We start from the raw sequence: 15,950 nt of genomic DNA on the forward strand, positions 1-15,950 counted from the left end.
GCTTTTCTCCTTCTACAAGGCAAAGCTGCCAGCCAGTGTAGATAAAATCAGATTCCACCCATCAACGAGTACAAATAGCATTAATTTGAAGGGTAAAGAAACAATCATAGGAGATAGCATCATCATACCCATAGCCATTAGTACTGAAGCCACAACTAAATCTATGACTAAAAAAGGTAGAAATAACATAAAGCCTATCTGGAAAGCAGTTTTAAGCTCTGAGGTAATAAAAGCAGGAATTAAAACAGCCATAGACACATCTTCCGGTCTTCTAACATTTGACCCAGCTATATTGACAAAGGTTTCTAAGTCTTTGACGCGAGTTTGCTTGAGCATAAAGTCTTTCATCGGGATTTGAGCTAGGTCAAACGCTTTGCGTGCTGTTATCTTCTCATTGATGTATGGCTGAATGGCATCTTTGTTGATCTTGTCAAGAACAGGTGACATGATAAAAAAAGTTAGGAAGATAGCTATGCCTATAATCACTTGGTTAGAGGGGGTTTGCTGTAAGCCCATAGCTTGACGAAGAATCGACATGACAACAACAATCCGAGTGAATGAAGTCATCAAAATAACCATAGCAGGTAGAAAACCTAGCATGGTCATTAACGCCAAAATCTGCAGGTTAATCGTATAATCTTCACTACCGTCTGGGTTAGTTGTCATGGTAAAAGCGGGAATACCTCCACCTCCTCCAGAAAAACTACCCGATGCAATTGTTCTCGCAGCTCCTTGCTCTTTCTCCATGGCAGATACCGTTACACCCTGTGACGGAGCTGCGTTGTTGGGTATAGGTGTTGAGAGCGATTCTTCAGATAAAGACAACGTTGAAAACATTGTCAAAAAAAAGGCCAGTACGAGTGATAGCAACCTGCTAGTGTTTATCATTTTTTCTTCAATATCTGGGTTAGTTGAGTCGCAAAAGGGGAACTGGCCAGCGCAGATTTATTAAGCTCATCTTGATTCAAGGGAGTGTCTAACTTAGAAATGAGCTGCACTGACTGTGAAGTCACTCCAACTAAAAACTGTTCTTCACCAGCTTGAACAATCACCACTCTCTCACGAGTCCCAACAGGAAGCTGACGGACAATACTTAATCCACCTTGGTTGATCATAGAGGGTACTCGCATACGCTTTAATAGCCATGCAAGAAACAAGATAAACGCCACAACAAATAACAAAGAGCCAAAGGTTGTGACCCAGTCTAATTGCTCACTAGCTGCCCCTTCAGCCAAAGCAGCAGGTGAGATAACTAACAGAGTCAAACAACTGAATCTGTTCAAAAGACTTATCATACCTTACCTTAATTTCTTGATTCGTTCAGTTTGGCTAATGACATCAGTCAAACGAATACCAAACTTGTCATTAACAACCACGACCTCACCATGCGCGATCAAAGTCCCATTAACCAAAACATCTAGAGATTCACCAGCTAGGCGCTCAAGCTCAACAACTGAGCCTTGGTTAAGTTGCAGTAGATTTCGAATACTGATCTTTGATCGCCCGACTTCCATAGAAATGGTAACGGGTATGTCTAGAATCGAATCTAGCTTGCGGCGCTCATCATCTGAGATAGGTGATGCAGTGTCTTGAAGCTCATCAAGCTGTGCAGACATAACCTCATCTACATCCACCTCAGGTGCATCTGGATCTTCGCCCAAAGCTGCAGCCCATTCATCAGCCAATTTTTGATCTTCAGTCGGTTCCATACCTAATTACCTATTTACTAATCTTCTATTTCACCATCATCTTCTTCTAGTTCGGAGATGACGTCCTTGCCCAAAAATGCAATATCGGTTTTCACGACATCAGGGCGTTTGATTTTTTCGTACACTTGTACTGCAAGCATTTCACCTGAGCGCCCCATTTTAACTCTATACGTAGGTAGCTCTTCGACAAACATAGTTGCATTCTCAGGCATTGTTACCGGAATAACATCACCTGGCTGAATCTCCATCAGATCCCTAAGTGAAATATCTTGCTCAAGCAAATTGACTCTAAAGTTAACCGGAACATCCATAATTTCATCACGTAAAGCACTGCTCCAACGAACATCTGTTTCCATCTTGTCAGATTGAACACCCGCATCGAGAAGTTCTCGAATCGGCTCGACCATTGAATATGGCATTACCACATGAAAATCACCTCCACCTCCATCAACTTCGATATGAAATGAGCTGACAACAATCACCTCTGTCGGGCTTACTATATTGGCCATACTCGGGTTAACTTCCGAGTCGAGGTACTCAAACTCTACTCCCATAACAGGAGACCAAGCTTCTTTATAATCTTCAAAAACGATTTTGAGCAACAACTGGACAATTCGGCGTTCTGTAGGAGTAAACTCACGACCTTCAATTCGAGCATGATAACGACCGTCACCACCAAAAAAGTTTTCCACCAATATGAACACCAACCGAGCTTCCATGGTAACAAGTGCAGTACCTTTTAGTGGTCTAAAACGTACCATATTTAAACTCGTTGGTACGTAAAGTGTGTTCTGATACTCACCAAACTTCATCATTTGCACACCGTTTATTGATACCTCGGCTGCTTTTCGAAGCATATTAAACAAGCTAATCCGCATATGACGGGCAAAACGCTCATTAATCAGCTCCAATGTTGGCATTCGACCACGAACAATACGGTCTTGTGATGAAAAATCGAAATCTACTGACGATCCGCCTTTTTCACCACCACCACCATCACCACCATCATCGACGTCATCAACACCATGGAGAAGTGCATCAATCTCATCTTGACTTAATAGATCAGTCACTATTCACCTACTGTATTACAAAATCAGTAAATAACACACGCTCAATTACCGGCTCACCTACTGCACGGTTTAAACTTGCTTTGATATCGTTTGTTGCTTTTTCTCGCAAATCTACTCGTCCATTAACATTTCTAAGCTGCTCAACAGTAGCGGAAGCAAATGTACCCAGTAGTGAACTTTCTATTAACGGAGAGTGATAACGTGCCAAATTTTCATTTTCAAAACCTCGCACCATCAACTGGACTTTTATTTGTACCAATCGTTCTTTGGTATCTCCCGTAACATTAAAAAGAAATGGCTGGGCAATATTGACATAAGAGACAGGCTCTGAGGAGACCTCAACCTCTTGCTGGACTACTTGCTCTGCATCTTCTGATTCATCTGAACCCATCAAAAAAAATGCAGCTCCCCCTCCCCCGACTAGCAATACAACAACAGCGATGATGATAACTAACAGCTTGCCTTTACCTTTGGGTGCTTCTGTTTCAATTTCTTCGTCGGCCATATTTGTGATTCTCTATTTTTCTTACTTTTCTATAGTTTAAGCGTAATAACTGATTCCATCACGCTTTGTTATGACATTCAAATCAAGATTGACGTCTGGTTCAAGGTTTTCGTCACCAGAAAAAGGTTGATTACCGTTACCCTGACCATTATCAGGCCCATTTCCAGCATAACGGTTTTGTTGTTGGCCGGAAGATTGTTGCTGAACAGAAGAATCTCCCAACTGCACTCCTTGTTGAGACAACATTTCACGTAAACGAGGCATGGATTGTTCTATTACATCTCGAGCTTGTTGATTTGCTACTGTAAAATGTACCGCCGCACCATCACCTCCCATATTTAAACGAATTTGGAGTCGACCTAGTTCAGGGGGATCGAGGCGAATATCAACACTCTTGAGGTTTTTCGACATCATCATCTGGACACGCTCTGCAACCTGCTCTCCTGCCGCTTCTCTATTTAATGGCATAGGTGCCTGGGCTGAAGCTTGGTCAACACGAGCTTGAGTTTGTGTGTTAACGCTCTGTTGCCCAGCAGCTTGGGATAATTGTTGAGCTAAACCAATTTCTTGATTTTGACTGGTTCCCTGCTTTGAAGCAGTATTTGCTAACTTACCAATTGAACCCGCTGCTTTGGCTCCAATAGCGGCTTTCAACATGGCTTGTTCACTAACAACGGGAGCGGGTGCAACATGTTGTAATGAATTTACAGGAAAGTCATTTATAAAAGGGATATTAGCCACGCTCTGTACCGTTTGCTGATGGCTGATGGCTGACTGATTCAAAGCTTGAGGAACAGTCTGGGCCAAATGATGTTGTTGCGCCTTATGTTTCGATTCGACTTTTAGTGGTATTTCATCGGCGGTCATTTCATCAATCGGTGTAGACCATGGAATGACAGAGGCTGAAGTTACGGCCAGTGAATCAATAGAGTCACTTGAATTAACCTGAGAATTAACCGTCATTTCATTAATGGTATTTTTCTGTTGAGTTGGAGACAATTTCCGTAACTCAGTATTGACTGCTTTTGCAACGGGAGTAATAGGCATTGGAGCATTTTCTAACATGGCCTTATATTTAACAGCTTCAACCATCTGCTCCAATTCTTCATCTGTTATTCCCTGCGCCTTGAGCTGAATTTTGAGGCTCTCAATATCGGTATTAATGGCGAGTTCCACTTTGTTTGGTCCGACTATATTGTCGTTAATTGATCTATTAGTGGCTGGAGGAATATGATGGTTAATCCCTGGCTTTAATGGCAAGTCGCTTACCAGATCTTCAGACTCAATAAATTGTTGAGCCGTTTCTGGGATAACTATACTCTGTCGCTCTGAAACTCCCTGTTGAGGCAAAACCCGTTTGATATTGGCTAAATCACTCCCTCCTGCAGTAACGAGATCACTTTCCGCAATCGACTGGTGTACGGCGTCTGCATTAAGTCTTGAATGAGTGGTTTCCACCATATCATTAGAAAGGGGTTGGATTTTGTCAATCATTGGTGGCAACCCATTGCCGTCTTTTGGCAGCAATGTTTTGTTAGCTTCATTAAGCCGTCCAAGGAGCTCACCGTTCTCAGACACTATCTTTTCAGCCTCATCAGGTACATCCATAATAACGTCTTCAGCCAACACTTTACCACTAGCTACCGGAGAAACTGCAGCATCAATTTTAATGTCTTCACCCTTTAACTCAGTCGCAGCCTTACTACTATTATCCAAAGTAGTAAGCTCCTCATCACCAAGCTCTCCTTCGGGTTTAACCTGTTGTTCTAATATGACTTTAGTGCTTTCTTCACCTTCTGTAGATGATTCAGTGGCTACCTTGTCTGTGGACGTTTTCTCACTAGCTTCACCTTTAATAAATGCAGCCAACTTAGAAAAAAAGCCTTCTGATTGTTCAGTATTTTTAGGCTGAGAAGTAGTCGTCGTCGCTTTAGAAGAATCTGAAACTGGGTTAAGATTTACATTCATAAACAGAGCACTCACATATAATTGAGAGAACAGCCACAGCTAATTATTAAAACAATGAACAGCGGCGCAGCATTATTTAATGATGTTTTACCAGCAAGAAGTGCGCCAAACACAAAGAGAATGACGATTAGTCATAAATATATAGCAATAACAGTGTGCTATTTATCCTAGTTTGCCGGACGTCGAGCAAATTGTAGAGCTGTAAACTCATCCATCTGTTTTTGCTCTCGTATATACTGTATTCGCTCTTTCTCTTGCCGCTTCTTCTCGATGAGCCATTCATAGGATCGACGCTGTTTTCGACATTCAGTCCAATTTTGTTCACAATTTTCTACTTGTGATAAAAAATGTTGCTCAGCCTGCTTCTGTTTAGATAGCGTCTCATCGAGAGTTGTTAGAAACCGATTCAGGTGCATGTACTGACTTGCCGTCAAACCCTGTTTACCTTTCTCTACAAGTTGTTCACAATAATCTAAACGATAATGTTCTATCTGTTCCAATTGCTGATAATAGTCTTGTAATTCAGACCTAGCTTGACTTAAAGCAAGAACCGCTTGATTCTCACGTGCGATAGATTGTTCGAGTAAAAAAACGACAGCATTATCCATAACTTACTCCTCCCCTTGTAGCAGGTTACGCAGCATACTAATACTCATGTCGAAGGGGACTGTTTCTTTCATACCTTGTTGTAAATAACTATCTAATCTCGGCTTGAGTGTAAATGCACTATCGATAGCTGGATCGGACCCTATTTTATATGCACCGATAGAAACGAGGTCTTGGTTTTTTCTGCATATGGATAGCACCTGCCGTACTGCTTTCGACATAAGCATTTGTTCTTCGTTTGTTACCTGTGGCATTACTCGGCTAACCGATTTTTCAACATCTATAGCTGGATAATGTCCAGCATCTGCCATTTCTCTCGATAAGACAATATGCCCATCGAGAATTGCACGTGATGCATCTGCAATAGGATCTTGTAAATCGTCACCTTCAGTAAGAACGGTGAAGAAAGCCGTTATAGACCCATACTCTTGGTTACCATTTCCCGCCCGTTCAACTAGTGCAGGTAATTTAGCAAATACAGAGGGTGGATAACCTTTAGTCGCAGGTGGTTCACCAACAGACAAAGCAATTTCTCGCTGAGCTTGAGCAAAACGAGTCAATGAATCCATCAGTAGCAATACATCTAGCCCTTGATCGCGAAAATATTCAGCTATAGTCAAGGCTGTTTGGCAACCCTTAAGACGCATTAGCGGAGAAGAATCGGCTGGCGCAGCAACGACAACAGAACGCTGACGACCGTCCACACCCAATATTTCCTCGATAAATTCTTTAACCTCACGGCCCCGCTCACCAATCAGACCAACCACTACTACCTGAGCCGTCGTACCGCGAGTCATCATACCTAAGGTCACAGATTTACCAACACCGGAACCCGCAAACAGACCAATACGTTGACCTTTACCCACCGTTAGTAACCCATTAATCGCTTTAATACCAACATCCAAAGGCTCCGAAATAGGTTTACGAGATAAAGGATTAATAGGTTCCGAACTAAAGGTTGCCCGTTTTTCTGTGTACAAAGGGCCGAGTCCATCAAGTGGATTTCCTACGCCATCTATTACTCGACCCAATAGTTCCATACCAACTGGTAAGCCTGAGTCTGTTGTCAGCGGAGTCACTTTGGCTCCGGGCAAAACCCCAGTAATTTGCTCACTTGGCATGAGAAAAAGATTATCCCCAGAAAAGCCCACTACTTCAGCGTCCATATGGCCATGAATAGTTTCAACTTGGCATAGACTACCAATAGGAGCACGACACCCAGTAGCTTCCAAAGTGAGGCCTATCACTCTAACCAGCTTTCCTGATGCTACAGGGCGACATGTAAGGCCATCAGTCTGATAATCTGATAAACGCTGCTCCAGAGCTAACATTATTCACCACCTTGATGATGGTTTGCACCACAAAAGCTTTTAAGCACGCTACGAATTCGGTCTTCTAATCGGTAGTTAACACTAGACTCCCCAGCTTCAATTTGTAGATCTCCACGATTTAAAGCAGGCTCTGGAACAATAAGCCAGTTACGGAACTCTAGCTCCCCTTCTCCGTAGGAAGAACGGACTATATCAACATCGTCAGGATGAAGTTTTAGTGTAATGGAATGGCCTGAAATTGGGAGTGATTCAACCGATTGTTTAACGGTATCTAGTATCACTTGAGGATTAGTCTGAACTTCTACGTGAACCACTTCTTTAACTAACATCAACACCATATCGACAATCTGTTTCTCAACCTGAACATTAAGTAATTCCAGTGGTTGAGCAAACTGGTTGGCCAAGCTAACAAAGGTACTAATTTGCTGTTGAATCAGCTCTTGTCCAGCCTCTACTCCTTCTGCTTTACCCACGTCAAAACCTTGCTGATGGCCTTCGGTATGTCCCTGCTCTTTTCCTTTTTCATGTCCTTGAGTAAAGCCGGCTTCTTGGCCTTGTAGTAAACCATTCTCGTAGGCCTGTTGCTTTATTTGCTCAATTTCTTCTGCTGTTAGCTCTTTTGGTGCTTCTTGCTGAGGTTCAGGAAGAACAGGCATCCAACTAGGATCATAATTCATTGCTGTATCTTTAGCTTGAGTGCGAGTATCCGATGAATAATCCGGCATACCCCACAACTCAGTCTTATGAGCTAGGTCTCCCTCCTCTATACGTAGATACCCACGCTTTCTTTCCTCTGACATTGCTATATCACCTGACGTTCAAAACTATAAGAATTCATCTGAGCCACCACCAAGTACAATGTCACCTGAGTCAGCCATTTTACGAGCGACAGCCAATACTTCTTTCTGAGCAGCTTCAACATCCGATACCTTAATTGGTGCCATGGCTTCAAGATCATCACGCATAAGTTCTGCTGCTCGTTTAGACATATTTTTAAATATTTTTTCTCGTAGTGCATCATCTGCACCTTTAAGTGCTCGTTGCAAGGCATCTTGCGGAACATCACGCAGCAATTTTTGAATGCCTGAGTCGTCCACTTCGATAAGGTTCTCGAACACAAACATAAGATCTTGGATCTGTGTTGCCATATCTTCATCCTGCTCGCGGATTTGTTCCATCATGATGCCTTCCATCTGGTTATCCATAAAGTTCATGATTTCTGCAGCAGCTTTAGTACCACCAATTTTGGCTGCTTGAGCACCAGCTTGACCCGCAAACTGTTTCTCCATAATTTCGTTTAATTCTGCTAGAGCTGAAGGCTGAACTTCTTCTAGTGTTGCAATTCTCATAATCAAATCGAGGGCATCTCGTTCGGCAAATTGCGTCAAGATTTCAGCAGATTGATCGGGTTCTAAATAGGAAAGCACTATGGTTTGAATTTGCGGGTGCTCGTTTATTATGATGGTTGCAACCTGGCGAGGGTCCATCCACTTCAGTGAATCCAGTCCCTTTGACCCTGTCCCTAGTAAGATTTGATCAACAAGGTTGTTAGCCTTATCTTCACCAAGAGCAGCTACTAATGCGTTACGCATGAAGTCTTCACTGCCCATACCTATATTGGTGTATTTCTGAATATCCTCTAAGAATGCGCGGTGAACAACACTGACTTTTTCCTGATTAAAGCTCGCTGCCTGAGCCATCGAACTACCCACTCGCTGTACTTGCTTGGGTTCTAGGTGGCGAATAATTCCAGCTGCATCTTCTTCGTTAAGACTCAGCAAAAGTATCGCGGCACGTTCTTCACCGGGTACACTCTCAATATCTATGGTGTTCTCTTCACCACCCTCACCTTGAGGGGCTACGTCATTAGCCATCTTCCATCCAGTTCTTAACTACTTGTGCAGCGAGTTCAGGCTCATTTGCTACTAGAGCTCGAACAGCCTTAAGCACATCTTCATCTTTATGGAGGTTGGGTAAGTCAATAGTAGATCCAAACTCAAACAACTCTCCACCGTCCATATCGCCGCCAATTAGGCTTGTTTCACCATCAGCACCGATTGGTAATCCATCAGGCCCATACATATCGTCGTCGTCTTCCGAAGCTGGATTGAGTAGCTTCTTCATCGCAGGGCGAACCAACACAAGAACAATGACAATGATAACAAGTGCACTGGCTAACCATCTCATCCAGTCATTGAAATTCGGGTGCTCCCAGATAGGTACGTCCACTTTGATTTCAGATTCTGGTTCAGCAAACTGCATACTGAGTACGTTCAATAAGTCACCACGACTTTCATTAAAACCTACAGTGCCAATCAATACTTCGCGAATTGACTTCAATTCAGTGTCAGAAATAGGCTGATATGATTTTTCACCTGTATCAGGGTTCACTGTTGAGCGATTTTTTATTGCCACTGCTACCGTTTGACGATTAACAATACCTGTCTGACGCCTTTCATGACTAATTGTTGTATCCAGTTCAAAATTTCGTGTTGCCTCTTTATGTACCGATCCTTGACCAAATAAAGAACCGTCTTTCATTTGAGCAACATCCTGTGGAATAGACGCATCAGCAGGAGGCTGATTACTGAGTGCACCAGGGACTCCTGCAACCACATTACCATTATTGTAGTCTTCTAAAGTGTATTCGCTTCGAGTAGAAGGCGTATTGGGATCAAAACGTTTACGAGTTTGCTCTACCGCGCTGAAATCAAGCTGAATATCCACCTGCGCCGTATAATTACCAAAACCAAGAATAGGGATAAGTACAGAATCTATTTTTTCACGCAAGGCATCTTCTTGCTTGCGCTCCAATTCATGCTCTTTTCGGCGAGCTGCCGACGCAGGGTCCTGAGAGCCAGAGCTCAATAAACGGCCATGCTGATCAGTTACTGTAATTCGATTCGGCTTCATGCCTGGAACCGCACTTGCGACCATATCTACTACAGAATCTACCTCTTCCTGCTTAAGAGAAGTCCCCATTCTTAGTGTTAAGAAAACGGAAGCTGATGCTTCCTGATTATGTCGCACAAAAACACTTCGCTTAGGTAATGCAAGTAGTACACGCGCTTTACGTACTTGCTTCATTTCTTCTATGGCTGTAGAGAGTTGAAGCTCACGACTTAGTTTAAGGCGTTCTTGTTCCAAACGCTGAGAAACACCGAACCCCATGTCCTGCATCAGGATATCATTACCCGCTTGCTTTTCAGTGTTCAACCCAGCTCGGACCATGTCTAATTTGATTGAGTTGTAGTCACTGGCAGGTACGGAGACCGTGTTGCCATCAAGGTTATAGTCTATTTTTTCTTGATCGAAGTAATCCAATACGGGGATAAGCTCTTCGGTTTCAAAAGCACCTAGAGGGCGCATTTCAGGCTCTCGAACCCAGAAAAATAGCATCACAATTAAAGCAACACAGATAGAGATAGAAAAAACGAGTACAACTTGGCGAAGAAGATCTAGGTCTCCGACAGCCATATCGAATTTTTTCGAACTTTGCTCATCTAGATCTGGATTCTGAATGTCACCATCCAAGTCTGATGATGCGACCATGGCAGTGTCCGAAGCTCCTTCAGCTACGGCTAGGTCTGTTGATTGATTTTCTTCTTCTGACACAGACAATACCTATCCATTAAACTGGCATATTCATTAATTCTTTGTACGCTTCAACAAGCTTGTTACGTACCTGAATAGTAGCTTCGAATGCAACGCTCGATTTGTTTCGCGCAATCATTACGTCAGACAAAGATATATCCTCATCACCACGATCGAATCTCATTTGTAAATTGCTCGAGGTTTTAGACAACCCATTCACATTGTTGATAGCGTTATTGAGCAAATCTTTAAAATCACTGCCTACCGACTGACCTGTTGCAGTCGGCTTTGTATTCGCCGCCTCAAACATCATAGCTTGCAGTTCACCTTGAAAACCATCCACTTTCATTGCAACACCTCAACCGTCAACACTTTGACCATAATCCCTGTTGTTAAAATAATCTGCAATCTACATGCCATAAAATTTTAGCTAAAAAACCGCACACTAGTTTGGAATATCTATGCCCGCATCCCTCATTTTCGCGAGCTTATAGCGTAATGTTCGAGGACTAATACCAAGCTTATCTGCCATATCCTTACGCCGTCCATTACACTCAGCGAGAGTATCCAAAATAATGGCATATTCCTGTTCACGTAATTCTCCACCTAATCCAGACGTTATAATGAGCTCATTTTCAACTTCAACTAAAGGTTTTAAATTTGGAGCACTAATCTGCCCAGTTTCAACTATATGCTGCAAACTACACGCATCTTGCCAATCAAGTCCCTCAAGAAGTATATGTTCATTATTAATTTCATCATTGTCACTTAAAATAAGAGCTCGTTGTACAACATTATCTAACTCTCGAACATTTCCAGGCCAATGATAAGTAAGGAGTTTATTCATAGCAGTTACTGACAATTTAGGAACGGGCAATCCCAGCTTTTTACAGTGGCGCTCAATGAGGTGGTTAGCAAGGGGCTCAATATCACCTTTACGTTCACACAATGCTGGCCACGCTATAGGGAAAACGTTTAAACGGTAATATAAGTCTTCTCGGAAATTACCCTCTTGCACATAAAGTTTGAGATCTCGGTTACTCGTAGCCAAAACACGCACATCGAGCTTAATGCTCTTGCGGCTTCCCAGGCGCTCTACTTCACGCTCTTGTAGAACGCGTAATAACTTAGCTTGCAAATTCAAATCCATCTCACTAATTTCATCAAGTAAGATAGTTCCACCTTGAGCTTGCTCAAATTTACCAGGGCAAGCCTGCACAGCTCCTGTAAAAGCGCCTTTTTCATAGCCAAATAGGGTGGCTTCCAACATATTATCTGGAATAGCCGCGCAATTTATCGCAACAAAAGGACCTTCTTTACGATTGGAAGCATTGTGAATGTAACGTGACATAACTTCTTTACCCGAACCACTTGGCCCAAGAACCATAACGTTAGCATCAGTTTTTGCCACTTTTTCCGCCATTGCCAACAGTTTGAGACTTTTCCCATCAGCAACAACAGCATAACCATTGTCGTCTGATTTATTGGGAGCATAACGACTGACCATGTTGAGCAACACTTCTGGTGCGAATGGTTTCGCCATATAATCTATAGCACCATCTTTCATCGCCGAGACTGCATCTTCAATATTCGCGTAAGCGGTCATCAGTAAAACAGGTATGTTAGGCCAATGTTGCTTTATATTCCGCAGTAAGGCCAATCCTCCCATGCCTGCCATTTGTACATCAGATACAACCACATCAACAGAGTGTGACTTGAGTTTAAGTAAGGCATCTTCAGCGCTATCCGCTTCTAGCCACTCATATCCTGCTAAGGCGAGTGTATCAACTAGGGCTTCGCGCAAACCTTCATCGTCTTCTACGATTAGTACTTTGCTTTGCGTCATTATCCTTCTCCTGTGATTGTCTTAGGCTCAGATTGTGAATTGTTATCAAGAGGGATACTGACCGTAAAACAAGCCCCCTCCCCTTGCTCTGAAATCAGCTCTAACCTTCCATCATGAGCACGACATACCATCTGAACCACAGCAAGCCCAAGTCCAGTTCCTTGAGTTCGAGTCGTAAAGAATGGCTCCATAATTTGATTCTGTAATTCTTCCGGCACCCCAGGGCCATTATCCTGGACAGAAATCTTAAGCTCATTACGTACGGCTCTAAAAAACACATCCACTTGCGACTGTTTCCCTGCAATTTGAATAGCATTCATGACCAGATTACTTAATGCTGATGCTATCGCATTAACGTTACCTAATAACTGAACTTGGTTTTTCTCGATTTCAAGATGATAATCAATCTGATTGTTCTTTAAGGACGTTTCAACCATAGGTGAAAATTCAGAGACTAACTCCGATATAGTAAAAGGCTTCACCACTTTATTGTCACCACCTTTGGCAAACAGAAGCATATCGTTAACTTGCTTTTCAAGATCGTGCAGACGATCCATCAACTTAGTTTGAAAACGTTGTTTAGTCTCTGCTGTTATGCTGGGAGCTCCTAGATTTGACGCATAAAGCATCGCACTGGATAAAGGAGTACGAACCTGATGAGCTAATGAAGCCACCATTTTTCCTAATGAAGACAAACGCTGAAGGTCGCTAATACGCGATTGTAAAAGTCGTGTTTCAGTTAAATCAGTAATAAGAATTAATTGCCCCGTGGCCGAGGCAGAAATAGCAAGCCTCACTTTGCGGCCATTACGTAATGAGACTTCATGCCCATCATCCTCTCGAGGAGAAAAGGCATCTTGAATAACTTCAAACCACTTTTGCCCAATAAGAGACATTTCTAACAGTCTCTGAGCTTCCGGATTAGCTTCATGCACCACACCTTGGGTATCTAGTAAGATAACGCCAGCTGGCATAACATCTAATACTTGCTTGTATCTTTCAACTTGCTCTTCAATAGTGCCAAGTGGCTTTTGAGTTATCATAGCTTGAGTTGCTTGCATGTCGTATTTCTGCCTTTAAAAACAACAATAGTCTGGAATGCAAGAAGCAAGCCAGACTATTTTCATTTAAATTCAGAAGGTTAAGTGATAGTCAGGATTTTGACGACACTAAGAATTGACGCACTAGCGTTCAACATTGTACTTGCGCATCTTCTCAACTAGCGTTGTTCTTCGCATACTCAACATATCTGCCGCACGCGCGACGACTCCATCTTGAGCCTCTAAAGCTTGGTTAATCATATTCACTTCTAACTCTGCCAACATCTCTTTCAAGTTTACTCCTTCTGGAGGCAACTCCTGAGGAGCATGGATATGATCATGTATTCCGTCAGCCTTCTTAAGGCTGAAACCTTCCGAGAAAATGTCTTGTAATACATCACGTTCCTGCTCCTCTACCGAAGCAAACGCATGATATTCAGGATGAAATTCAGGAATATCACTATAACGGTATTTCGTTGGCAAGTGGTTCACATCAACTAAGCTATTAGGATAAAGAATCACCATTCTTTCGACTAAATTAGCCAGTTCCCTGACATTACCTGGCCAATTATGTTCCATTAATGAATTCACTGAACGAGGGGTAAAACAAATAGGTTGGCTCCCTTCAGATGCCATACGTACCATCAATTCCTGAAGTAATAGAGGCACGTCATTAATACGATCGCGCAAAGGGGGCATTTCAATAGGGAAAACATTGAGGCGATAGTATAAATCTTCTCGAAAAGATTCATCTTTTATCATATTTTCTAGGTTACGATGAGTGGCAGCAATAACACGTACATTAACTTTTATTGTCGCGTTTCCACCAACCCGCTCAAAACAGCGTTCTTGCAAAACTCTGAGCAGTTTAACCTGCATTGGCATTGGCATATCACCAATTTCATCCAAAAATAGAGTACCACCTTCAGCTAATTCAAAACGTCCTTTACGAGAAGTAATAGCCCCTGTAAAAGCTCCTTTTTCATGACCAAACAGCTCACTTTCAAGTAAGTCGGGTGGAATAGCACCACAATTAATTGGCACGAATGGTCCTGTTCTACGTGTTGAATGGTAATGGATATTACGTGCCACAACTTCTTTGCCCGTACCAGACTCACCCAGAATAAGAACACTTGCTTCAGTAGCAGAAACCTGCTCAATAAGATGTCTTACTTCCTGAATACCAATGCTTTGTCCAACCAAACTGCGAAACAGGGTATTATCACGAGAGGCTGACGCAAGGCTAACTCCTTGACGACCAAGAAACTCTTTACAATGACGCAGAGCTTCACTTAACTGTGGGTAATTTAAGGGGTACTCTAGTTCACCAACATAATTGGTCATTTCTTCAACTGGATAAGTATGGGTTCCTAGAATAAGTAAAGGAATATGATTTGCTTTTAAGATTTGACTGGTCAATTGAGATGAAAAATCCTTGTTTTTCAACGATCCAATAATACAACCAGTCCAAACATTGGACCAATCTACGTCGTTTAACTGTGTAGAACTAATCGGTTCACACTGTTCTCCAACGAACTCTAATATATTACTCAGATCGATGCGTGCTTGAGCATCATCTTCAATTACGAGTAGCTTAGCTAAACCTTGCATAGGTGAGAATTATTGCCTTTATTTTCAAACGTTGTGACTGATATTTTGTTCTGGCGACTAATCTAACTATAGAACAGGATTAGTGATAGACAATTTATAATATTTAGCAACAAATTAAGCCACTAAAAAAGTCAGTGGCTTACATTCTATTTGATAAAAAAATAAAGGCAACCAAGCGATTAGGTGATGTGATGTTTATACCAAAAGCTTTGGCGTAAAATAATTCGATAAAGTCGAATAAATCAAACTTATTCTTTATTTTTCCGCATCATTTGCGGTTAAGTTGTGATATTCAGCAGGTATTTGTTCCCATGCAGATTTAATTTCACGAACTATATCTATAACATCATCAATTGGCTGAGGATCATTCTTATGATTAGCTTCTGTTATTTGCGTAATCATAAATTCATAGAGTTGATCAAGATTTTGAGCAATATCACCACCATCATCCATAGATAAACAACTACGTAAACTGATGATAATATCAAGTGCTTTACCTAGCTTTTCTCCCTTTATTGGAATATTGCCCTGCTCCATTGCCGCTTTACCCTGAATCAAACGCTCAATCGCTCCTGCCATTAGCATTTGAACAATTTTATGCGGGGAGGCAGCACTGAGCTGGCTATCTACCGATACCTTCTTGTAAGCCTGTAATGAACCACGCATAACA

At 42.2% G+C, this 15,950-nt stretch carries 16 protein-coding genes; all 16 read right to left on the reverse strand.

The annotated features are described in order from the left end of the window. Nucleotides 1–12: 12 nt before the first annotated feature. Nucleotides 13–888, reverse strand: coding sequence for a flagellar type III secretion system pore protein FliP (fliP, locus tag KO511_RS11555; RefSeq protein WP_215987579.1), 876 nt, complete (start codon nt 886–888; stop codon nt 13–15). Then, nucleotides 885–1,295 carry a flagellar biosynthetic protein FliO gene (fliO, locus tag KO511_RS11560; RefSeq protein WP_215987580.1) on the reverse strand — a complete coding sequence of 137 codons (411 nt, stop codon included), beginning with the start codon at nt 1,293–1,295 and terminating at the stop codon, nt 885–887. The genes fliP and fliO overlap by 4 nt, the downstream gene beginning before the upstream one ends. 3 nt (nt 1,296–1,298) lie before the next feature. Beyond that, nucleotides 1,299–1,709, reverse strand: a complete 411-nt coding sequence (gene fliN / locus KO511_RS11565; protein WP_215987581.1) for a flagellar motor switch protein FliN — start codon at nt 1,707–1,709, stop codon at nt 1,299–1,301. A gap of 17 nt (nt 1,710–1,726) precedes the next feature. Then, nucleotides 1,727–2,779: a flagellar motor switch protein FliM gene (gene fliM / locus KO511_RS11570; RefSeq protein ID WP_215987582.1), complete on the reverse strand. Its 1,053-nt coding sequence runs from the start codon at nt 2,777–2,779 to the stop codon at nt 1,727–1,729. 7 nt (nt 2,780–2,786) lie between these two features. Beyond that, nucleotides 2,787–3,284 (reverse strand): flagellar basal body-associated protein FliL, encoded by a 498-nt coding sequence (fliL, locus tag KO511_RS11575; protein WP_215987583.1) that lies wholly within the window; start codon nt 3,282–3,284, stop codon nt 2,787–2,789. Nucleotides 3,285–3,320: 36 nt separating this feature from the next. Next, the gene (locus tag KO511_RS11580; protein ID WP_215987584.1) at nt 3,321–5,252 is read right to left on the reverse strand and encodes a flagellar hook-length control protein FliK; all 1,932 of its coding nucleotides are present in this window, start codon (nt 5,250–5,252) and stop codon (nt 3,321–3,323) included. 167 nt (nt 5,253–5,419) lie between these two features. Then, nucleotides 5,420–5,860, reverse strand: a complete 441-nt coding sequence (fliJ, locus tag KO511_RS11585; RefSeq protein WP_215987585.1) for a flagellar export protein FliJ — start codon at nt 5,858–5,860, stop codon at nt 5,420–5,422. 3 nt (nt 5,861–5,863) lie between these two features. Continuing rightward, complete coding sequence (gene fliI / locus KO511_RS11590; protein WP_215987586.1) at nt 5,864–7,189, reverse strand: flagellar protein export ATPase FliI; 1,326 nt, start codon at nt 7,187–7,189, stop codon at nt 5,864–5,866. Beyond that, entirely contained in the window at nt 7,189–7,989 is an 801-nt protein-coding gene (gene fliH / locus KO511_RS11595) for a flagellar assembly protein FliH (RefSeq protein WP_215987587.1), read from the reverse strand. Before fliH ends, fliI begins: the two co-directional genes overlap by 1 nt. Nucleotides 7,990–8,013: 24 nt before the next feature. After that, nucleotides 8,014–9,063 carry a flagellar motor switch protein FliG gene (gene fliG, locus KO511_RS11600; RefSeq protein WP_215987588.1) on the reverse strand — a complete coding sequence of 350 codons (1,050 nt, stop codon included), beginning with the start codon at nt 9,061–9,063 and terminating at the stop codon, nt 8,014–8,016. Beyond that, nucleotides 9,056–10,741 carry a flagellar basal-body MS-ring/collar protein FliF gene (fliF, locus tag KO511_RS11605; RefSeq protein WP_215987608.1) on the reverse strand — a complete coding sequence of 562 codons (1,686 nt, stop codon included), beginning with the start codon at nt 10,739–10,741 and terminating at the stop codon, nt 9,056–9,058. The genes fliG and fliF overlap by 8 nt, the downstream gene beginning before the upstream one ends. Before the next feature lie 79 nt (nt 10,742–10,820). Next, a complete protein-coding gene (gene fliE / locus KO511_RS11610; protein WP_125321032.1) occupies nt 10,821–11,132 on the reverse strand; it encodes a flagellar hook-basal body complex protein FliE in 312 nt (103 codons plus the stop codon). Nucleotides 11,133–11,228: 96 nt separating this feature from the next. Then, nucleotides 11,229–12,629, reverse strand: a complete 1,401-nt coding sequence (locus tag KO511_RS11615; protein ID WP_215987589.1) for a sigma-54-dependent transcriptional regulator — start codon at nt 12,627–12,629, stop codon at nt 11,229–11,231. Then, a complete protein-coding gene (locus tag KO511_RS11620; RefSeq protein WP_215987590.1) occupies nt 12,629–13,690 on the reverse strand; it encodes a sensor histidine kinase in 1,062 nt (353 codons plus the stop codon). Before KO511_RS11620 ends, KO511_RS11615 begins: the two co-directional genes overlap by 1 nt. Before the next feature lie 123 nt (nt 13,691–13,813). After that, complete coding sequence (locus tag KO511_RS11625; protein ID WP_215987591.1) at nt 13,814–15,280, reverse strand: sigma-54 dependent transcriptional regulator; 1,467 nt, start codon at nt 15,278–15,280, stop codon at nt 13,814–13,816. Between the two features lie 255 nt (nt 15,281–15,535). Further along, nucleotides 15,536–15,946, reverse strand: a complete 411-nt coding sequence (gene fliS / locus KO511_RS11630) for a flagellar export chaperone FliS (protein ID WP_125321028.1) — start codon at nt 15,944–15,946, stop codon at nt 15,536–15,538. Nucleotides 15,947–15,950: the final 4 nt, after the last annotated feature.

It is taken from the genome of Vibrio hepatarius, from assembly GCF_018860525.1.
GTDB classification, from domain to species: Bacteria; Pseudomonadota; Gammaproteobacteria; order Enterobacterales; family Vibrionaceae; genus Vibrio; species Vibrio hepatarius_B.